Source organism: Streptomyces sp. NPDC028907 (genome assembly GCF_055564995.1).
In genome coordinates this window covers 465,043-484,420 of sequence record NZ_JBVHVE010000007.1, presented here as the reverse complement: position 1 = coordinate 484,420, position 19,378 = coordinate 465,043, and the positions used below count along the sequence as shown (strand labels likewise).

General features: G+C 72.3%; 13 protein-coding genes. 7 read left to right on the top strand and 6 right to left on the bottom strand.

All coding sequences use genetic code 11. The features are described from left to right. Positions 1 to 2: 2 nt before the first annotated feature. On the bottom strand, positions 3 to 440 hold the full coding sequence (locus ACZ4UU_RS24330; RefSeq protein WP_062704455.1) for a roadblock/LC7 domain-containing protein: 438 nt from the start codon (positions 438 to 440) through the stop codon (positions 3 to 5). After that, positions 437 to 3,292, bottom strand: a complete 2,856-nt coding sequence (locus tag ACZ4UU_RS24325) for a nitrate- and nitrite sensing domain-containing protein (protein ID WP_471905466.1) — start codon at positions 3,290 to 3,292, stop codon at positions 437 to 439. The genes ACZ4UU_RS24330 and ACZ4UU_RS24325 overlap by 4 nt, the downstream gene beginning before the upstream one ends. A gap of 421 nt (positions 3,293 to 3,713) precedes the next feature. Between ACZ4UU_RS24325 and ACZ4UU_RS24320 the strand changes: the two genes are divergently transcribed. Together ACZ4UU_RS24320 and ACZ4UU_RS24315 are read left to right on the top strand one after the other, a co-directional pair. Further along, a complete protein-coding gene (locus tag ACZ4UU_RS24320) occupies positions 3,714 to 4,364 on the top strand; it encodes a hypothetical protein (protein WP_471905494.1) in 651 nt (216 codons plus the stop codon). A 644-nt stretch (positions 4,365 to 5,008) separates the two neighbouring features. Next, a complete protein-coding gene (locus tag ACZ4UU_RS24315) occupies positions 5,009 to 6,568 on the top strand; it encodes an APC family permease (RefSeq protein ID WP_471905465.1) in 1,560 nt (519 codons plus the stop codon). A 141-nt stretch (positions 6,569 to 6,709) separates the two neighbouring features. Here ACZ4UU_RS24315 and ACZ4UU_RS24310 read toward each other — a convergent pair whose 3' ends face one another. The 4 genes from ACZ4UU_RS24310 to ACZ4UU_RS24295 form a co-directional block, all read right to left on the bottom strand. Continuing rightward, positions 6,710 to 11,410 carry a hypothetical protein gene (locus ACZ4UU_RS24310; RefSeq protein ID WP_471905464.1) on the bottom strand — a complete coding sequence of 1,567 codons (4,701 nt, stop codon included), beginning with the start codon at positions 11,408 to 11,410 and terminating at the stop codon, positions 6,710 to 6,712. A gap of 101 nt (positions 11,411 to 11,511) precedes the next feature. Next, positions 11,512 to 12,393 carry a hypothetical protein gene (locus tag ACZ4UU_RS24305; protein WP_471905463.1) on the bottom strand — a complete coding sequence of 294 codons (882 nt, stop codon included), beginning with the start codon at positions 12,391 to 12,393 and terminating at the stop codon, positions 11,512 to 11,514. Positions 12,394 to 12,424: 31 nt separating this feature from the next. After that, a complete protein-coding gene (locus ACZ4UU_RS24300) occupies positions 12,425 to 13,951 on the bottom strand; it encodes a hypothetical protein (RefSeq protein ID WP_471905462.1) in 1,527 nt (508 codons plus the stop codon). An 81-nt stretch (positions 13,952 to 14,032) separates the two neighbouring features. Further along, on the bottom strand, positions 14,033 to 14,725 hold the full coding sequence (locus ACZ4UU_RS24295) for a GntR family transcriptional regulator (RefSeq protein ID WP_471905461.1): 693 nt from the start codon (positions 14,723 to 14,725) through the stop codon (positions 14,033 to 14,035). A 129-nt stretch (positions 14,726 to 14,854) separates the two neighbouring features. Between ACZ4UU_RS24295 and ACZ4UU_RS24290 the strand changes: the two genes are divergently transcribed. Genes ACZ4UU_RS24290 through ACZ4UU_RS24270 form a run of 5 tightly spaced genes read left to right on the top strand, consistent with a single transcriptional unit; the run spans position 14,855 to position 19,268 of the window. After that, positions 14,855 to 16,153, top strand: a complete 1,299-nt coding sequence (locus tag ACZ4UU_RS24290) for an MFS transporter (RefSeq protein ID WP_471905460.1) — start codon at positions 14,855 to 14,857, stop codon at positions 16,151 to 16,153. Then, positions 16,150 to 17,001, top strand: a complete 852-nt coding sequence (locus tag ACZ4UU_RS24285; protein ID WP_471905459.1) for a putative hydro-lyase — start codon at positions 16,150 to 16,152, stop codon at positions 16,999 to 17,001. Before ACZ4UU_RS24290 ends, ACZ4UU_RS24285 begins: the two co-directional genes overlap by 4 nt. 28 nt (positions 17,002 to 17,029) lie before the next feature. After that, positions 17,030 to 17,788, top strand: a complete 759-nt coding sequence (locus ACZ4UU_RS24280) for a LamB/YcsF family protein (protein ID WP_471905458.1) — start codon at positions 17,030 to 17,032, stop codon at positions 17,786 to 17,788. After that, positions 17,785 to 18,402: a 5-oxoprolinase subunit B family protein gene (locus ACZ4UU_RS24275; protein WP_471905457.1), complete on the top strand. Its 618-nt coding sequence runs from the start codon at positions 17,785 to 17,787 to the stop codon at positions 18,400 to 18,402. The genes ACZ4UU_RS24280 and ACZ4UU_RS24275 overlap by 4 nt, the downstream gene beginning before the upstream one ends. Beyond that, positions 18,399 to 19,268, top strand: coding sequence for a 5-oxoprolinase subunit C family protein (locus tag ACZ4UU_RS24270; RefSeq protein ID WP_471905456.1), 870 nt, complete (start codon positions 18,399 to 18,401; stop codon positions 19,266 to 19,268). The genes ACZ4UU_RS24275 and ACZ4UU_RS24270 overlap by 4 nt, the downstream gene beginning before the upstream one ends. Positions 19,269 to 19,378 lie beyond the last annotated feature (110 nt).

The window sequence follows — 19,378 nt, the reverse complement described above, 5'->3', positions numbered from 1 at the left end:
CACTACCCGCCCGCGGGCAGATCGGTGCGCGGAGCGGTGCCGAGGTGCACCCCGACACGCTTGACGAGCAGCGTCATCTCGTAGGCGACGAGGCCGACGTCGGAGTCGGCGTCCGAGAGCACCGCGAGGCAGCTGCCGTCGCCGGCTGCCGTCACGAACAGGAAGGCGTCGTCGAGCTCGACAACGGTCTGCCGGACGTTGCCCGCCTCGAAGTGGCGGCCCACGCCCTTGGCGAGGCTGTGGAAGCCGGACGCGACGGCGGCCAGGTGCTCGCTGTCCTCGCGGGTCAGGTCCTTGGACACGCCCGTCGGCAGGCCGTCACCGGAGAGCACGAGGGCCTTGCGAATGCTGGCGACACGGTCCACCAGATCGTCCAGGAGCCAGTTGAGCTCGCCGGACTGGTTGGTCGCGGTGTGGCCGGTCGCCTTCGGTGCGGTCATCGACCGTCCCCCTTAGTCGTTCGTTGTGGTGCTGTGCCGGTGTGGGCGTCCTCGCCCTCGGCGTTCTCCTGCCGGCCGCGCTGCCAGCCGCGTTGGAGGGAGGCCATGCGGCTGCGGACCTCGTCCGCGTCCCGCTCGGCGAGCTCCGCACGGTCCTCACCCCGCTGCGCGGGGCCCTTCTTGAGCTGCGGAGCGAGGCTGGCCTGTCGCACGCGCCGGGGCAGCGGTCCCACGCCCGAGCTGGTCTGCGCTTGCGCGGTGGCCCGGGGCGAGGCTGGGTCTTCGGGGCCGCTCGACGCGATGGCGGGACGCCGGGAGCGCCTCGGGAGAGCCGGGGGCTCCGGCGGCTCACCAGGGCCGCGCCCAGTGGAAGGCGGAGCGTCGGCGCGGTCGCTGATCCGGTCGGGCGCGTCGGCTCCCTCGCTGTGGTGTCCGGTACTGCGACGGCGGGCCGGCAAGGGAGCGAGGCCGTTCGGCTCCGGGCGGCTCGGGCCCGGCGAAGGCTCAGGCTCCGGTTCCCCTCGCCTGGAGCGCTGCTCGGTGACCGGGCGTCCGTGCGAGCTGACCAGCTTGGGTGTCCGGCTGCGGCGGGGCAGCGGGACCGGGGCGCGCACCTCGTCGTCAGAGTCGGCCTGGGCCGGTCCGCCGTGGATGCCCGAGACCGGGCGCTGTTCGCCGAGCGGGCCCGTCGGCTCCTCCTCCGTGGCGGCGAGGGTGCGACGCGGGCGGAAGAGGCCGCCTCGCTCGGCTTCCTCGTCATCGAGCCCGTCCGGGAAGTCGCTGAGGGCGTCGAGATCGACGGGGGCTTCCAGCTCGACCGGGCCGTCGAGGAGCGACGCGGGCAGACCGGGCACGCGGGCCGGCACATGGGACAGGGCGGCCCGACGCGCCTCCTCCAGCTCGGCTTCCTTTGAGGGCGTGGGGCGGTCGAGGCGGAATCCGATGCCGTTGGTGTCCGGGACGTCGTCGGTGAGGAGCGCGTCGGGGATGAAGACGACGGCGGTGGTCCCGCCGTACGGCGACGGCTGCAGCGAGACCCGGACGTTCTGCCGCTGGGCGAGACGGCTGACCACGAACAGGCCGAGCCGGTCGGTGTCGGACAGTTCGAACTCGGGTGTCTCGGCGAGCCGGAGGTTGGCGTCCAGCAGAACGTCGGCGGCCATTCCCAGGCCGCGGTCGTGGATCTCCAGGGTGAAGCCGTTGGCGACACGCTCGCCGAGCACCTGGACGGCGGTGTGCGGCGGGGAGAACACCGTGGCGTTCTCCAGGAGTTCGGCCACGAGATGGGTGATGTCCGCGACGGCCGGGCCGGTGACGGCGACGCGGGGCAGCCGGCGGACCTCGATGCGCTCGTAGTCCTCGACCTCGGCGACGGCGGCACGGACGACGTCCATGAGCTGCACGGGTTTGCGCCACTGCCTGGAGGGCGCGGCGCCGGAAAGGATCACCAGGCCCTCGGCGTGCCGGCGCATACGGGTCGTCAGGTGGTCCAGGCGGAACAGGTCGGCGAGTTCGTCGGTGTCCTCGGTCCGGCGTTCCATGGTGTCGAGGAGGGTGAGCTGCTTGTGGAGGAGAACCTGGCTGCGGCGGGCGAGGTTGACGAACACCTCGGAGACGCCGGCGCGCAGTTCGGCCTGTTTGACGGCTGCCTCGACGGCGGCGCGCTGGAGGGTGTTGAGGGCCTGGCCGACCTCGCCGATCTCGTTCTTGTCGTACTCAAGGCGCGGGACCTCGGTCTCCACGTCGACCTGTTCTCCGGCGGAGAGACGGCGCATCACGCTGGGCAGCCGTACGCCGGATGCCTCGTGGGCCTCCAGGCGCAGCTGCCGCAGATCGCGGATGAGAGCGCGGCCGATGCGCACGGACAGGACGAGCGAGAACAGCAGGGCGAGCAGACCGAGGACGCCGGCGATGGCCGCCTTGATGATGACGCCCATCGCGACGGGACTGACACGGTCCTGATAGCGGGTGCCCGCCTCGTCGTTCATCTGGCTGAGTTCGTCGAGGACGCCGGCGGCGGCGGTGTCCCAGGTCTTGGCGTCGACGGTGCTGGGCCTGCCGGGCTCGGTGGCGATGACGGCCTGTTCGGCGTCGTGCAGTGGCGCCGTGGAGGCGTTCCGCCAGAAGCGTTCGTAGCGTTCACGCTCCGACGAGGGCAGGTCCACCAGGCTGATCTCGTACATGAGCGTGCGCTGGGCGACGAGATCGGAGACGTCGTGTATCTCCTCGCGGGAGAGCCTTCCGACCACGAGGGCGGAGCTGAGCAACGCGTCCTCGCGGGAGAGCAGCTCGCGGGCTCGGGTGGCGTTGAGAAGGGCGCGGGCCTGCTTGTCCATCGCCACGCTGTCGATCCCGTCGAGCGAGCCCAGCAGGGCGTAACAGGGGTCGACGAGACGGTTGTAGAGGTCGAGGGCCTTGGTGCGGGTGACCGTTCCGTCCTCGACGCTGCGGCGCAGGGGGCTGATGCCCTCGAAGGCGTCGAGGACGGCGGTCAGGCGCTCGCTGTCGCCCTGGTCCAGCCCGTCGCGGACGTCGGGGTCCTTGGCGTTCCTGCGGATCTCGGCGACGGCGGCGTCGGTGGCGCTTCGGGTGGCCCGCAGCGCGGTCAGGGCGTCCGAGGCCCGGCGATCGGCGAGATAGACCAGTGCCTGGCGGCGTTCCTGTTGCAGGACGCGGACGGCGTCCTCGGTGGAGTAGCCGATCTTCTCGACGAGGGACGACACCGTGAACAGCTGGGCCACACCTCGCCCTGTGAGTACCGTGGCGAAACCCCAGATGGCGGTCAGGGACACCAGCGGCACGAGAAGCAGCGCCACCATCTTCCGGCGGATCGACTTCCCGCGAAAGCGCATGGCCTCCCCCAGCTCAAACCCCCCAACCGGGCAGGGGGCACACCTGTGCGTCAACAATTGGCGCGAGCCTACTACCGACGCACAAGTAACTCGAAGAGACATCCGGAAGCTGAACTTCCGCACTGCCGACAAGACATGGGGAGTTGTCCGGGCATTGCGGGAGATTGCCTCCCGTGATCCCCCGGCGCCCGCACGGACCGATCCAGCCGGTCTGCGGGGCCAGTTGGCCGGAAATTTATCTTTCTCGGGAATCTTCGGGACGCGCCGATCGTCCTTCTGTACGGGAAAGGGGGCGGAATGAGCCACAGGAGCCGCATCCCGTCCCCGGGCGGCGTAAAACAGCGCAAGCCGGGCAGCCACTGGGGAGCCGAGTCTTCAGGCACGGGCAAGCGGTCTGCTGGCGGTGGGGAGTGACACGGTGATGGGCACGGCGGAGCGGCACGAGGCGGCCGAGGACGGCGCCACGGCGCATGTGACGGTGCGGCGCGGCACCGAGGCGCTGGATCGCGACATTCCGGAGGACGGACGCGAGGCGACAGACGGCGATCGAGATGTCCCGGTGGACGCGAACGCGGCGACAGCGAACGAGCGCGACACCTCCGTCGCCTCCGGCGTCGAGGCCGCGCGAGACGCGAGTGCGGCCGTGACAAGCGGCAGCGGGGCGAGCCGAGTCCGGTCGGCCCACCGGCCGTTGTGGGTGGAGGAGCCCGCCCCGCGGCCCCGGATGCCGGATCCGGTGCGGACGTCAGCCGTGCGAGCGGTGCTGATCATCGCGGTCACACTGATCCAGGCCATGGTGGCCTTCCTGTGCACCATGGCGGGATCGTGGCTGGCCTTCCCGATGGTGATCAGCAGTGTGGTCAGCACCGTGGTGGCAACCTGGGGTGCCCTGGACGTCTGGGTGACGCGCCAGGTGTGGAAGCAGCGCAACGGCGTGGTCTCGACGCCGAGCAGCACGGCACGCGCCCTGCGCCGTGAGCGGCGACGGGCTCGACGACAGGCACGCCAGGTCGAGCGCGCACAGGAGCGAATACGGCGGCAGGGTGGAGCCGGGCAGCTGTCGCACTCCTGAGCACGGTCGAACGAGCACGGTCGAACGGCGCGGAGCCGGAGGCCACACCTCGCATGAAGGGGCGTGGGCGATCCAAGGAGAGGACCGCGGTCATACGGGCCGCTGCGTCCTGACGCCGGTCGGCGAACTGATGAGTGCGCCGTACTGGTCCTTCCAGAAGCAAGACGCCCGGTCCTACGGACTCGGCGCCCGGACGTCGACCTGGGCTCCTTCACCGGTGGACCACAGACCGGCCGCGGCCTCATGGCGGCGGCCGGACCGTGAACGTTTCGTCGACCAGGTCGTACGCCGGGCCTCGGGCATCCGTCTGTGCGGGCCGGTCGACGAACGAGGGGGCAGACCGCGCCGCTGACTGCGGCGGGGCAGCGGGCGAGGGTTGAGACATGCGCAGCCACGGGACTTGAGGGTGGAGGGCTGCGCTCCGGTCGCACGAAGGACTCCTACTGGGCGACCGACATCCCCGTCGCGAACTCGGTCCCTCCGGGCTCGCCGAGGACCGCGAGTCGAAGCTCATCCGGCGGAACACCGACCCCGCACCCCAGGGGTGGTTCGCCTGACTCCCGGGTAGCAGCACGCTCATCACCCGTCCCTGATCACGGCATCCCCACCATCCACTGCCTCCCCCGCCCACGAGGAGTCCGCTCATGTCAACAACGGAGAAACCGACCGGTCCACACAGTCAAGACGACGCCGAACTCGCCGAGTTCGGCTACAAACCCGAACTCAAGCGCACGCTAGGCAACTTCCACACCTTCGCCGCCGGCATCAGCTACATCTCGATCCTGACCGGCACATTTCAGCTGTTCTACTTCGGCTACGGCAGCGGCGGCCCCGCCTACTGGTGGTCGTGGCCGATGGTCTTCGTCGGCCAGTTCATGGTGGCCCTCTGCTTCGCGGAACTGGCCGCCCGGTATCCCGTCGCGGGGTCCGTCTACAACTGGTCGAAGAAGATCGGCAATCCGCATCTGGGCTGGCTCGCCGGCTGGATGATGTTGATCGCGTCCATAGTGTCCATATCGGCCGTGGCACTGGCCTACCAGTTGACGCTCCCCCAGATCTCGTCGGCCTTCCAGATCGTGGGCGACGGCACCGGCACGTACGACGTGGCGACCAACGCGGTCATCCTGGCCGCGGTGTTGATCCTCTTCACCACCTTGGTGAACGCATTCGGAGTCAAGTTGATGGCGAGGATCAACACGGCGGGCGTGTTCATCGAGTTGATCGCCACCGTCGTACTGATCGTTCTGTTCGCCGTCCACATCACCCGCGGGCCGCAGGTGGTCATGGAGACGAACGGCACCGGGGCGGGCCACGGGGCCGGATACCTGGGCGCCTTCCTCGTGGCTTCGCTGGCGTCCGCGTACGTCATGTACGGCTTCGACACGGCCTCCTCCCTGGGTGAGGAGTGCCTGGATCCGTCGCGCAACGCGCCGCGTGCCATCATCCGCGCCATCGTGGCCTCCTTCGTCCTCGGCGGCCTGATCCTGCTGCTCGCGCTGATGAGCGTCTCCAGCCTGAACGGCGAGAAGCTGTCCACGGACGGCCTCCAGTACGTCGTGCTCAACGTCCTCGGCCCAACGGCCGGCAAGGCGATGCTGTGGTGCGTGCTGATCGCCGTCACGGTGTGCGCCCTGGCGGTCCACACGGCCGCGATCCGGCTGGCGTTCGCGATGGCCCGGGACAACAACCTCCCGGGCTCCTCGAAGCTGGCCAAGGTCAGCCCGCGCTTCCAGACGCCGATACTGCCGACCGTGATCATCGGCGTCCTGGCGCTGGCCATCCTGGTGGTCAATATCCGCCAGCCACAGATCTTCACCGTCGTCACCAGCATCGGCATCATCATGATCTACCTCGCCTACCTCGGCGTCACCGCGCCCATGCTGGTGGCGCGACTGCGCGGCAAGTGGCAGCCGGCGGGCGGCGGCAAGTTCTCCCTGGGCCGGTGGGGGCTGTTGGTCAACATCGTCGCCGTGGTGTGGGGCGCGGGCATGACCCTCAACCTGATCTGGCCGCGCGCCTCGGTCTACAACGCGACGGCTCCCTACCACTGGTATCTGCGATGGGGCGCGGTGCTGTTCGTCGCGGTCATCGCGGGCGGCGGCTTCGCCTATTACTGGTTCGTCCAGCGGCACCGCACCGGCGTCCTCGCCGAGCACAGCCTGGAGACCACCGGCACGCCCATCAAAGAGGTCAACTCCGCGTGACATTCGATGAGTTCGGGGAGGGACTCGGTGTTGCCGACGGGTCGGTGAGGCCGGATCTGGTGACGTCAATCCGGGCATCACGACGATGCCGATCGGCGAGAAGTGCACGGGTCTGTTGAAGGAGGACGTCTGGACGTCTGATCAGCCGGCTGTCGCCGCGGGCCGTTTGTACATGCGCGTCGCCGTGATCTCACTGTGCACGGCCTCCCCCGCCTGGGGCTGCTGGGGCAGTCCCGGGCGGAGGTGTTCCTCCACGCTGATGTACTTCAGGCCCGCCCTGAGGTCGGCGTCGTTGCGCAGTCGGATGACCAGCGGGAACTCGGCCAGCGCGGTCGTGTCGAACAGGCCGGTGGTGTAGAGGAGCTGGACGCCGAGCGCGTCCGACACCGCGCGCTGGAGTTCCAGCAGGTAGGTGGCGTTGGCGCGGCCGATCGGGTTGTCGAGGAACAGGGTCCCTGCGTGCCGGTGCTTGTCCCGGCCCCGGTCGTTCGAACGCAGCGCGGCCATCGTGCAGTACAGGGCGATGGCCGCCGTCAGCAGCTGACCACCCGAGAAGACGTCGCCCATCTGCCCGACGGGCACGCGCTCGGCCCGCAGTACGGCGTCCGGCTTGAGGATCTCGACGGCGACGCCCTTCGGCTGGAGTGCCGCGGCGACGCCCCGCAGCAGCAGGGACATGCCGTCGCGCCGCAGGTCCGAGTTCTTCTTGACCGCGGCCCGGGTGGCCTCGTCGATGACCTCGCCCAGCCGTTCGGTGAGGGTGGCCTGGTCGGGCTCCTCGAAGCGGATGCGTAGGAACTCCTGCCCGGACCACTCGCCGAGCCCCTCGGGCAGGCGGGACAGCCGCTGGGCGGACCGCAGGGTCGTCAGCGCCGACTCGACCAGGCCGCGCAGCCGGTCCACGATCGAGTCGCGGTTGCGTTCCAGCTGCGCCAACTCGTCGGTGAGCACGCGGAGTCGGGGCGCGAAGGCGTCCGCCCACTTCTGCGCGTGCTCGGGCAGGGCGGAGCCGGGCAGCTCGCGGATCTGCTGGCGAGCGGGCGTGCGGACCTGCTCGTAGCGCGTGGAGTTGGCGTGCCGTACGAGCACGTCGCTCGCCTCGCGTACGGCGGCCTCGGCGGCGGAGAGGTCGGCCGCGCAGCCGCGCAACGACCGGCGGGCCTCGGCGGCGGACTGCCGGGCCTCCTCCGGGCTGCCCGGGTACGGCTCCGGCGTCTCCTGTTCCTCGTCCGAGATGTGCTCGCGCAGCAGGTCGCGCAGCATCGCGGCGATCTCGTCGAAGCCGCCGGCAGCGTCCTCGGCGGCGCGGTGCGCCTGGAGGAGTTCGGCGTGGGCCTCGCGGGCCTGCGCCAACGCCTCGGTGCGGGAGGCGAGTTCGGCGGTCGCCGTGCGCAGCAGAGCCTGCGCGTGCTCGGCGTCGCGCGGTTGGAGTTCCTCGGACAGCTCGGTGTGCGCCTCACCGTCCTCGGGCGCATGCCGCTCGGCCTCGCCGCGCAGCCGACCGAGTTGCTCACTCGCGCTGGACATACGGGTCTCCAGGAGCTGGACGAGCTCCTCCGCGCGCGTGGCGGCCGCCTGCCGGGAGGGGCCGTCGGAGCCGTCGGGCGACTGAAGGAGTTGTTCGGCCCGGGTGCGGACCTTGTTGCTCAGCCGGTCCAGCTCGGCGCGGGCCGCGCTCTCGTCGCTCTCCGCACGGGCCTGCTCGGCCCGCAGATCGGCGCCGACGCCGACCTTCTCGTACACCTGGGAGGCCGCCCGGTACGCCTCGCGCAGTGCGGGCAGGGACGACCGCGGGGCTTCGGCGTCCGCGTCCGTGTCCGGTACGTCGTCGGGGGCGCCGGCGATCTCCGAGCGCTCGGCGCGCAGGGTGCGCGCGGTGCGGCGCGCGTCGTCGGCGGCGCGCTGGGCGGCGCGGCGGTCCTCGTCGGCGGCGCGGGCGCGCTCCAGGCACACCTGGGCGCGGGCCTCGGACTCGGTGGCCTCGTCGGCGAGTTCACGCAGCTTGACCTGCCAGCCGGCCCGCTCGCGCAGCCGGAAGGCGAGTCCGGCCAGGGCGTCGGCGGCGCGCCGGGCCTTCTGTGCGGCCTCCTGTCGCTCGTCGCGGGCCTGGGCGGCCTCGGCGGCGGCTTCGTCGGCCTCGGCCCGCACGGTCCGCGCCTCGGCCAGTTCGGCCTCGGACTCCTCGGCGAACGCGCGCGCGTCCCGGGCCGTCCGCGCCAGCTCGACCAGGTGGCCGGCCGGGCAGCCGGTCCGCCAGGAGGCAAGCCGCGCCGCCAGTTCCCGGTCCTTGCCGAGCCGGGCGGCGAGCGTACGGATCTCCTCGTCCCGCTCGGTCGCCCGCGCGCGCAGCGTCTGCCGCTCCTCGTCGGCGGCGTGCTCGTCGTGCATGGCCGGGTTCGGCGGTACGAGGAAGACGTCCGCGTTCTGGGAGCCGGGCGCCGGGGTCGGGGCGAGCAGAGCCGCCGCCGTGCCGACCGCGACGGCCGAGCGGGGCAGCAGGGCCGCGTCGCCGAGCGCCTCGCGGGCACGCGCATGTGTGTCGGGGTCGGTGATGATCACGCCGTCGACGAGTTCGGGCCGGGCGGCCAGCACGCGCGCGTGGTCGGCGGGGTCGACGGCCTGGGCGAGATAGCGCCAGCCGGGCAGCGCCGGGATGCCCTGCTCGCCGAGGAACTCCACGGTGGCCAGCACGTCCGGGCCGGGCGGCAGCAGCCCGCCGTCACCGAGCGCGCCCAGGATGCGGGAGTCGTCGGCAGCCGCCGTGCGCAGTTCGAAGAGCTGCCGCTCGGCGGCGGATACGGCGTCGTCGAGCAGTTCGCGCAGCTCGTCGGCGAACCGGTCCAGGTCCTCTGGCGTCAGACCGCCTTCGGCGGCGGCACCAGAGGCGGCGTCCTGCGCGTCGTCGCGCGCGGTCGAGGCCCCCTTGCCGTCGTCCCCACTGCGCGGAGCGGGCACGGCTCCGCGCCGCCCGCCGGAATCGCCGGGCTCCCCGAACTCGCCGGTCAGACCGATCAGTTCGGCCAGCCGCTCCTCCGCCGCCAGCCCCTCGGCGAGCCGGCGCTCGGCGTCGTAGGCGCGCTCCGCGGCGGTCGCCGCGTCCGCCGCGCGGGCAGCCGTCAGCTCCGCGCGGGACTCGGTCGAGGCCGCCTCACGCGCGTGCTCCGAGGCGCGCCTCGATGCCTCGCGGGCGGTGTCCCAGGCGGCGACGGCCGACTTCTCGGCGTCGCTCGCCGCGAGGGCCGCGCGGGCCGGGTCGGCGTCGGGCGCGCTGTCGTCGAGCCAGCCCGCGCGCACGGCCTCGGCGGTCTCCTGCTCGACCTCGGACAGCCGCTGCTTCAGATGGCCGACCTCGCTGCGGGCCCGCTGCGCCTCGGTGGCGGCGGCGGTGGAGTCCCGGTACGCGCAGTCGCTGACCTCCTGAAGGGCGGCGGACCGCTCCTCCTCCTCGTTGGCGAGGGCCTCGGCGCCCTGCGCGGCAGATTGCAGGGCCCGTACGAGATCGACGGCGGCCTTGGCGCGGGCGGCCAGTGCGGGCGCCGCGTCCCGCTCTGCCTCCTGGATCGCGGCCGCGACGCGCGCGACGCGGTCGGCGGCGGCGCGGTGCCGCAAGGCGGTCTCGGCCGCCTGCCAGGCGGAGTGCAGGGTCCGCGCCTCGGCGAGCTCACGCTTCTGCGCGGCCGCCGTCTTCTCGGCTGCCGCGAGCGCCAACGAGGCGTGTCGGTAAGCGAGTTCGGCGGCGATCAGCGCGCTGCGTTCCCGCGCCGCCTCCGAGTGGGTGACGGCGTACGCGGCGGCGGTGACCCGCTGGGCGAGGTCGCCCGCCCGGACGCGTTCCTGAACTCCACGCGCGGACAGCCGCCGGGCGAGGGTCCGGGTCCGGCGCTCGGCTCCGGTGTGGATGTCACGCGCGCGTGAGCGGGTCTCGGCGGCCTCGACGATGCGTCCGAGCAGGTCGACGGACCCGGCGGTGAAGTCCCGTTCGGCGATCAGCTCGGCACGCCGGCCCAGCTTGTTGCCGAAGCCGCTGACCAGGTCGGCGAGGCCGTCGGTGTCGCGGGTGTCGGTCACGGCCCGCAGCAGCAGGTCGGTGAAGTCGGAGTCCTTCTTGACCGCGAAGAGGCCTGCGGCCTCACCCTCGTCGGCGTTCATCTCCCGCTGGTAGCGGAAGAGTTCGGGGTCGAGGCCGAGATCGCCGAGGTGCTCGATCCAGCGGTCGTGGATCTCCTCCCAGTGCACCTCCAGATGCGGATAGGCCTTGCCCGCCTCGGTGATGGCGTCCCGGAACCCCTTCATGGTGCGCCGGCGGCCCTGCGCGCCCGACTGGCCCTCGACGGGCGGCCGTACGGCGGTGGACTCGGCAACGGGCAGGTTGTCCAGGCTCAGTCCGGGGCCCGGCCGGAAGGAGTACCAGGCCTCGGCGAACTTGCGCGGGTCGTTGGAAACCTGGCGCCCCCGCCACTCGCTGACCTTGCCGACGACGACGCACTCGCCGGTGAGCGTGTGCTGCCACTCCAGCGCGACATGACCGCAGTCGTCGGCGAGCAGGAACTTGCGCAGCACTCCGGAGCTGGCGCCGCCGAGGGTGTTGCGGTGGCCCGGCAGCATCACGGAGAAGATCAGCTTGAGCAGGACCGACTTGCCACCGCCGTTCTCAAGGAAGAGCACCCCGGCGGGAGCGGGCCGGCGCGGCGGCCCGACGGGCTCCTCCTCGAAGAACTCCGTCTGTGTGGGCGCGGGGTCGGGCACGGGCTCGCCGACACCGCGCAGGTCCAGCACGGTGTCGGCGTAGCGCGCACCGGCCGGCCCGATGGAGTAGAGGCGGACCCGGGACAGCTCGTACATGGCGGACTCTCGTAAGTCTTCGGCTAGGTCTTGGGCGGATCAGGGACGTTCGGGGATTCAGGTGGAAGGGACTCGGGTGGAGGAATTCAGGCGCCGAGGATTCAGGCGGAGTGGAACGGCAGCCCGGCGTCGGCCACCAGGTCCAGGTCGTCCGTGTCCTCGGCGGCCAGCAGCGTCGGTGTGCCGTCCGTGACCGGGACCACGCCCAGCTCCAGCAGTTCGGCCATGGCGGCGGCGCCCGCCATGTCACGCACCTGGAGCTGGTAGCGCGCCGTGGTGCGGTAGGTGCCGCCGTTGTCGTCACCGGTGCGCTGCAGGAAGCCGGAGTCGGTGAGGAAGGCGGCCGCCTTGCCGACGATGCCGGTGGTCGAACCAGCGAGTCTGCGCGCGTCCTTGGTGGCGCCGGTGGCGCTGCGTCTCACCCAGATCCGCCAGGCGGCCTCCAGTCCGGGCGCGTCCGTCGCCGGGTCGGTGTTCTCGCCCTGTTCGTCGGCGCGTTCCTCCAGCCGCCGGCACGCCTGCCGTACGAAGGCGTCGACGCCGTTGACCGTCACGCGCCCGATGTAGCCGTCGTCGGCGAGGTCCTCGGGCCGGGGGAACGCCATCGCGGCGATGGCGAGATGGGCCAGGCCGTGCAGGAACCGGTCGCTGCCGTCGGCGGAGGTACGACGCGCGTAGTCGCCCATCCGGACGGCGAACACGGAGTCCTCGGCGGCCGTCACGGCCATCCCCGCGCGCGGGGACACCTCCAGCACGACGAGTCCCAGCCCGGCGGCGACGGCGTCCGCGAGCCGTGCGAACGGCGGGTCCTCCCGGTAGCGCCGCAGCAGTTCCGCGTACTCCTGGTCGCGTGCGGGTTGCAGCTTCGGCTGGAGGCCGAAGGCGACCAGCCGGGCCGCGTCGGCCGCGTCGGCGGGGGTGACGGCGGCGGTCGCCGACGGGGCCGGGGCCTCGGTGTCACTCCATTCGACGTGCTCGCTCACGGTCGGTGCTCCTTGCTGCGCTGTCGCTCACTCATGCTGCTTCCGTCCTGTCCGCCGCCATCCCGGCCGCGTCCAGCAGGGCCGTCCCGACGATGAGGTCGGCTCCGCCGAACTCGGGATCGTCCAGCTCGGTCCCGTCGTCCACGGCGAAGAGCAGCTTCTGCTCGCCCTGCCGGTAGGCCGTGCCGACCGGCGGGCTGGCCGCGTGAACGGCCAGCAGTGCGACGAGGTACGGCAGATCGGGGTCCTGCCGGCGCGCCTGGGCCAGCAGCCCGGAGAGTCTGCGCGGCGCGTCGGCCGGCAGGTCCAGCAGCTCCGTCGCCGCGGCCAACTGCTCCTCGCTGAACCGGCTGTCGTCCGGCGTCGCGATGAGGTCGGGCTCGGGCATCTCGGCGCCCAGGTGCTCCCGCTCCACGGGCGGCGTCAGCAGTATGTCGACGAGATCGCCCACCCGCACCGACACCGGCGTGCGCAACCCGGTCCCGCGCGCGAAGAAGGCGTCCGTGACCTTGACGGACTGCTCCAGGGGCAATGGCAGGACGGGGGCCACGAGATGGCCGTACAGGTCGATCCCCGACGTCGTCATCGGCGTCGCGAAGGCCTGTCGGTCCTGTTCGGCGCGGAACAGCGGTCCGGCCTCCAGCAACCGTGACTGCAGCTGCGTGTGGCGTCGGATGCAGTCCTTGACGATGTCGACCAGCTCGGCGGCGCGCCGCTTGTGCTCCGGGTCCTCGGTCTCGTCGCGGGCCTTGCGGATGTTGGTGAGGATCGCGTTCTCGTGGCGGTACCGGTCGGCGACGTGGTCGAGGGCCTCGGCGATCATGTCCGGCACGGCGTTCAGCCAGTCGACCGCGCGGACGTTGCGGCGGGTCGCGTCCAGGGCCCTGCGGAGGGTCTCGGAGTACTGCACGGTCCGGTACCGGGCCTGCTCGGCGGCCAGCTGCGCGTCGGCCAGGCGGCCGCGGTTGATCAGCACCTCCAGCTTGACCTCGGCGGCGATCTGGGCGCTGGTGACGTCGGTGTCGAGGGCGCCGACCAGGACGTTGACCGCCTCGTCCGTCGTGCGGAGGTACACGGTGCCGCCGGGCCCCGGCACCTCCTCGATCAGCTTGAAGTCGTAGTCCCGGCGGACATAGCTGCCATCCGGCGCGAAGGTGCCGTACACGGCACGGAAGCCGCGGTCCACGCTGCCGACGTTGATCAGGTTCTCCAGGACCCAGCGGGCCACCCGCTCGTGCTCGGCGACCGGGCGCCGCGGGGCCTGGGCGGCGATGCGCGGGATGAGCCGGGCGACGATCTGGTCGTGGTCGGCGCCCGTGTCGAAGTCCATGTTCAGTGTGACCAGGTCGATGGCGGCGAGGGCTACCTCGGCCATGCCGTACACGGAGTACTCACCGGCGAGGTTGGTCTTGCGGGCGTCGAGGTCGTGCAGCGGCGCGGTGCACGCGAGCGCGCGCAGCCGCCGCGCCAGGCCCTCGTCGGCGGCCGGGCCCGGAGCCGGGCGCGGCCCCGCGCTGAGCTGGGGCGGAACACGGTCCGTCGGTGCAGGCGAAGTCACGGTGCACAGACTAGGTCCTGGGTCTGACATCGACCCAAACGACGGCCTCCGCCGGAGGAGCCGCGGTCGCGGGCCCCCCGGCTACGGGGCGCTCACCCGTCGCCGGTAGACCTCCACCACTCGCTCCAGCGAATCGTCGAGGTACACCGCGAGCAGCTGCTCGGCCTCGCTCCTGTCCCCGGCCTCCAGGGCCCGCAGGATCTCCCGGTTGCGCGCGAGGTACGGCTCGTGCAGCCGACGCGGATCGTCCACCACGTGGAAGGCCAGGCGCAGCTCCGCGAAGACGCTGCGCATCAGCTCGTCCGTGCGGGCGCTCCCGGCGAGGGCGACCAGTTCCCGGTGGAAGTGGATATTGGCCGTACCCACACCTTTCCAGTCATCCTCGGCGGACGCCCGGCGGCCTTCCCCGACGGCCGCCGCGAGCCCGTCCAGACCGTACGGCGGCGCGCCGAGGCCCCGTACGACGGCGCATTCGACGAGGCGTCGGGTGCGGTAGATGTCCTCGACGTCCTCGACGGCGAGGACCCGTACGAACACGCCCCGGTTCAGCTCGTGCACCAGCAGCCGTTCATGGGTGAGCAGCCGGAACGCCTCGCGCAGTGTGTTGCGGGACACACCGAGCGCCCCTCCGATGCTGTCCTCCGACAGCCGGGTGCCGGGTGGGAAGAACCCTTCGGCGATACGGCTCCTGAGGATGTCCGAGACCCGTTCCGCGGTGCTCGTGCGGCCCAGGAGGGCACGGTCGTCGGCCAGTCCGCCCAGCTGCTCTGCCATGCCCGGAATTCAACCGCAGACACGAGAACGAAACAACGGGGGTATTGAAGGATCGTTCAACGATCCTCTACCTTGCTGCTCACCGTTTAGCTCAGTCCCGCACCCTCCGTCCCTCTCTGCGAGGTGCCCATGAGCACGACCCCTCCACCGCAGGCCCTGACCGACACCCACTCCACCACCGACGAACGCGCCGACGACGACGGCGCGTTCGCCTGGCTGCGCGCCCTGGGTCCGCGTGGCCGCCGCGCCTTCGCGGGCGCGTTCGGCGGCTATGCCCTGGATTCATACGACTACTTCACGCTGCCGCTCAGCATGGTCGCGCTCGCCGCGTACTTCGGCCTGGACAGCGGCCAGACCGGCCTGTTCACCACGGTCACGCTGGTGGTCTCGGCGGTCGGCGGCGCCCTCGCGGGCGTACTGGCCGACCGGATCGGCCGGGTCAGGGCGCTGATGATCACGGTGATCACCTACGCGGTCTTCACCGTCGCCTGCGGCTTCGCGCCCAACTACGAGACGCTGCTGGTCTTCCGCGCCCTCCAGGGCCTCGGCTTCGGCGGCGAGTGGGCGGTCGGCGCGATCCTGGTCGCCGAGTACGCGAGCGCCAAGCACCGGGGCCGCACTCTCGGCGCGATCCAGAGCTCCTGGGCCGTCGGCTGGGCGCTGGCCGCGATCATGTACACGCTGGTCTTCTCGCTCGCCGACGACGACCTGGCCTGGCGCGTGATGTTCTGGACCGGCGCGCTGCCCGCCCTGCTGGTCATCTGGATGCGGCGCCGGGTGCACGACGCGCCGGAGGCGGTGGCCGTACGCGAACAGAGTTCCGAGAAGGGCTCGTTCACCGCCATCTTCAAGCCCGGCCTGCTGCGGACGACGGTCTTCGCCGTGCTGCTCTCCACCGGCGTCCAGGGCGGCTACTACACCCTGGCCACCTGGGTGCCGACGTATCTGAAGACCGAGCGCGACCTGTCGGTCGTCGGCACCGGCGGCTATCTGACGTTCCTGATCTCGGGTGCCTTCATCGGCTATCTGACCGGTGGTTACCTCACCGACCGACTGGGCCGCCGGCGCAACATCTGGCTCTTCGCGCTGCTCTCGGCCGTCTGCATCCTGGCGTACGCGAACCTCCCGGACGGCGCCAACACCCTGCTCCTGGTGCTCGGTTTCCCGCTCGGGTTCTGCATGTCGGCGATCTTCAGCGGCTTCGGGTCCTACCTGAGCGAGCTGTACCCGACGGCGGTGCGCGGCACGGGACAGGGCTTCACGTACAACACCGGCCGCGCGGTCGGCGCCGTCTTCCCCACCACGGTCGGTTTCCTCGCCGACAGCTGGGGTGTGGGCGGCGCGCTGGTCTTCGGCGCGATCGGCTACGGCATCGCCGCGCTGGCCCTGCTCGGGCTGCCGGAGACCCGCGGGAAGGAGCTGGTGTGAACCGCGCGCAGGACCGTCCGGTCACTCTCGCGACGGCGGACCAGCCGGTCACCGCCGTCGACGAGCACGCGCACGCGTGGAGCCCCGCGAGCGCCCGCACCCGCTTCCGGGAGGGCCTCACGGGCCCCACGGCCGGGGTCGCGGCGGGGCACACGCAGGTCAATCTGATCTCGGTGCCCGCCGACTGGGCGTACGACATGCTGCTGTTCTGCCAGCGCAACCCCAAGCCCTGCCCGGTCCTCGACGTCACGGACGCCGGTTCCTGGACCACCGTCCTCGCGAACGGCGCCGACCTGCGCACCGATCTGCCGCGCTACCGGGTGTGGCGGGACGGCGAGTTGGTGGAAGAGCCGACGGACGTGCGTGCGCACTGGCGGGGCGATCTGGTGTCGTTCCTGATCGGGTGCAGTTTCACCTTCGAGTCGGCGCTGGCCGGGGCGGGCGTCCCGATCCGCCATGTCGAGCAGGGCCGCAACGTCCCGATGTACGTCACGACTCGGCAGTGCCGCCCGGCGGGACGGCTGCACGGCCCGATGGTGGTGTCCATGCGCCCGGTGCCGCCGCAGCACGTGGCGGCGGCACTGCGCGAGACGGGCCTCCTGCCCGCGGTGCACGGCGGCCCCGTGCACTGCGGCGATCCCTCGGCACTCGGCATCACCGACCTCGGCCGCCCCGACTTCGGCGACCCGGTCGACCTGGAGACCGACGACATCCCGATGTTCTGGGCCTGCGGAGTGACCCCGCAGGCCGCCGTGACGGCCTCGCGACCGCCGTTCGCCATCACCCACGCACCGGGCCAGATGTTCCTGACCGATGCCCGCGACGAGCAGTACCGCATCGTCGCCTGACCACCGGACTGAGGAAACGACGGAACTCATGACCTCGATCGATCTCAACGCCGACCTCGGCGAGGGCTTCGGCCGCTGGCAGCTCACCGACGACGAACGCCTGTTGTCCGTCGTCACGAGCGCCAACGTGGCCTGCGGCTTCCACGCCGGGGACGCGGCCACCATGCGGCGGGTGTGCGAGCAGGCGGCCGAGCGCGGCGTACGGATCGGCGCCCAGGTCTCCTACCGGGACCTGGCGGGGTTCGGGCGGCGCGCGATGGAGGTGCCGCCCGCCGAGCTGGCGGCCGAGGTGGCCTACCAGATCGGCGCCCTGGAGGTGTTCGCGCGAGCGGCGGGCACGCGCGTGTCGTATGTCAAGCCGCACGGCGCGCTCTACAACCGGGTCGTGCACGACGAGGAGCAGGGCGCCGCGGTCGTCGAGGGCGTGCTCCTGGCGGACGCCACGCTGCCCGTGCTCGGCCTGCCCGGCTCGCGCCTGCTGGAGCTGGCCGCCAAGGCCGGACTCCCAGCCGTCACGGAGGCGTTCGCGGACCGTGCGTACACCGAACAGGGCACGCTCGTGCCGCGCGGCCAGGACGGCGCCGTGGTCACCGATGCGGAGGCCGTCGTGGAGCGCTCGGTGGGGCTGGCCCGCGCGGGCCTGGTCACCTCCCGCTCGGGAGCCCGGGTCGAGGTACGCGCGCGTTCCCTGTGCCTGCACGGGGACACGCCCGGTGCCGTGGAGCTGGCCCGTCGGGTGCGAGCGCGGCTGGAGGAGTCGGGCGTCCGGGTGGAGGCCTTCGTATGAGGGCGCTGCCCGTCGGCGACGACGCCCTGCTCGTCGAGGTGGCCTCGGGCGAGGAGGCCCGGGCGCTGCACACGGAGTTGCTGCGGCGCCGCGCGGAGGGCTCGCTGTCGGTCGGCGAGATCGTCCCCGCCGCGCGGACGGTCCTGCTCGACGGCCTCACGGATCCGGCCCGCCTGGCCTGCGAACTGACCACCGCCGCGATACCGCCCGCTCCCCCACACGCCCGTGAGGTCGTCGAACTCCCGGTGCGCTACGACGGCCCCGACCTCACCGACGTGGCCGCGCACTGGGGCGTCGCGCCGCACGAGGTGGCCCGGATCCACGCGGCCACCGAGTTCAGCGTCGCCTTCTGCGGCTTCGCGCCCGGGTTCGGCTATCTGACCGGTCTGCCGCCGCGCTACGACGTCCCGCGCCGGGCCACCCCGCGTACGGCCGTCCCCGCCGGCGCGGTGGCGCTGGCGGGTCCGTACACGGGTGTGTACCCGCGCTCTTCGCCGGGCGGCTGGCAGCTGATCGGCACCACGGACAGCGTGCTGTGGGACCACACCCGCGTGCCGGCCGCGCTGCTGTCGCCGGGCACGCGCGTGCGCTTCGTTCCGGTGAGGAACTCATGACCGACCGCGCGCTCGGCGTCGTACGCGCCGGGGCGCTCACCACCGTGCAGGACCTCGGCCGCCCCGGACACGCCCACCTCGGCGTGCCCCGCTCGGGTGCGCTGGACGGGCCGGCGGCGGCGCTGGTCAACCGGCTGGTCGGCAATGCGCCCGAAGCCGCCGTGCTGGAGACCACGCTCAACGGCTGTGCGGTACGGCCTCGCTCGGCAGTGACCGTCGCGGTCGGCGGGGCGCCCTGCCGCGTCAGGGTCGACGGACGCCCGGTCGCCTGGGGCGCTGCGGTGCGCGTACCCGCCGGCGCGCTCCTGGACGTCGGCGCGGCCGGCTCGGGCGTTCGGAGCTACGTGGCCGTCTCCGGTGGCATCGCCGTCGAGCCGGTCCTCGGCAGCCGCTCCACGGACCTCCTGTCCGGCCTCGGCCCACCGCCCCTCACGGACGGCACGGTGCTCCCCCTGGGCCGGCCGACGCGGCTCCACGCGCGCGTGGACGTCGCCCCGCAGCCGGCGCCGCCCGCCGAACTAGTCCTGCGCGTGACACCGGGCCCGCGCGACGGCTGGTTCACGCCGGCGGCGTTGCGCGCCTTCACCTCCCGCGCGTACCGCGTGTCCCCCGCGAGCAACCGCATCGGGCTGCGCACCGAGGGCCCCGCCCTGGAGCGGGCGGTCACCCGCGAACTCCCCAGCGAGGGTGTCGTCCTGGGCGCGGTCCAGGTCCCGCCCGACGGCCGTCCGGTCGTGTTCCTGGCCGACCATCCGACGACGGGCGGCTACCCGGTCATCGCCGTCGTCCGCGCCACCGACCTCCCGGCCACCGCACAGGCGGTGCCGGGCACCCCGGTGCGCTTCGTGGCCGTACGGCGTCGCTGACCCCGCGCTCCGCCACGCACGCGTGCGCTACGCCGCCTCCGGCGCGGGCTGCTGCCCCGCGACCGAGCGCGGCCCGGGCACCGCCAACCCCTCCGGCAGGGGCCACTGCC

Excerpts from the sequence above, each read along its gene's own strand:
- ACZ4UU_RS24270 (WP_471905456.1), top strand. The coding sequence starts at position 18,399 with ATGACCGACCGCGCGCTCGGCGTCGTACGCGCCGGGGCGCTCACCACC.
- ACZ4UU_RS24280 (WP_471905458.1), top strand. The coding sequence starts at position 17,030 with ATGACCTCGATCGATCTCAACGCCGACCTCGGCGAGGGCTTCGGCCGC.
- ACZ4UU_RS24330 (WP_062704455.1), bottom strand. The coding sequence starts at position 440 with ATGACCGCACCGAAGGCGACCGGCCACACCGCGACCAACCAGTCCGGC.
- ACZ4UU_RS24320 (WP_471905494.1), top strand. The coding sequence starts at position 3,714 with ATGGGCACGGCGGAGCGGCACGAGGCGGCCGAGGACGGCGCCACGGCG.
- ACZ4UU_RS24325 (WP_471905466.1), bottom strand. The coding sequence starts at position 3,292 with ATGCGCTTTCGCGGGAAGTCGATCCGCCGGAAGATGGTGGCGCTGCTT.
- ACZ4UU_RS24275 (WP_471905457.1), top strand. The coding sequence starts at position 17,785 with ATGAGGGCGCTGCCCGTCGGCGACGACGCCCTGCTCGTCGAGGTGGCC.
- ACZ4UU_RS24315 (WP_471905465.1), top strand. The coding sequence starts at position 5,009 with ATGTCAACAACGGAGAAACCGACCGGTCCACACAGTCAAGACGACGCC.
- ACZ4UU_RS24310 (WP_471905464.1), bottom strand. The coding sequence starts at position 11,410 with ATGTACGAGCTGTCCCGGGTCCGCCTCTACTCCATCGGGCCGGCCGGT.
- ACZ4UU_RS24290 (WP_471905460.1), top strand. The coding sequence starts at position 14,855 with ATGAGCACGACCCCTCCACCGCAGGCCCTGACCGACACCCACTCCACC.
- ACZ4UU_RS24295 (WP_471905461.1), bottom strand. The coding sequence starts at position 14,725 with ATGGCAGAGCAGCTGGGCGGACTGGCCGACGACCGTGCCCTCCTGGGC.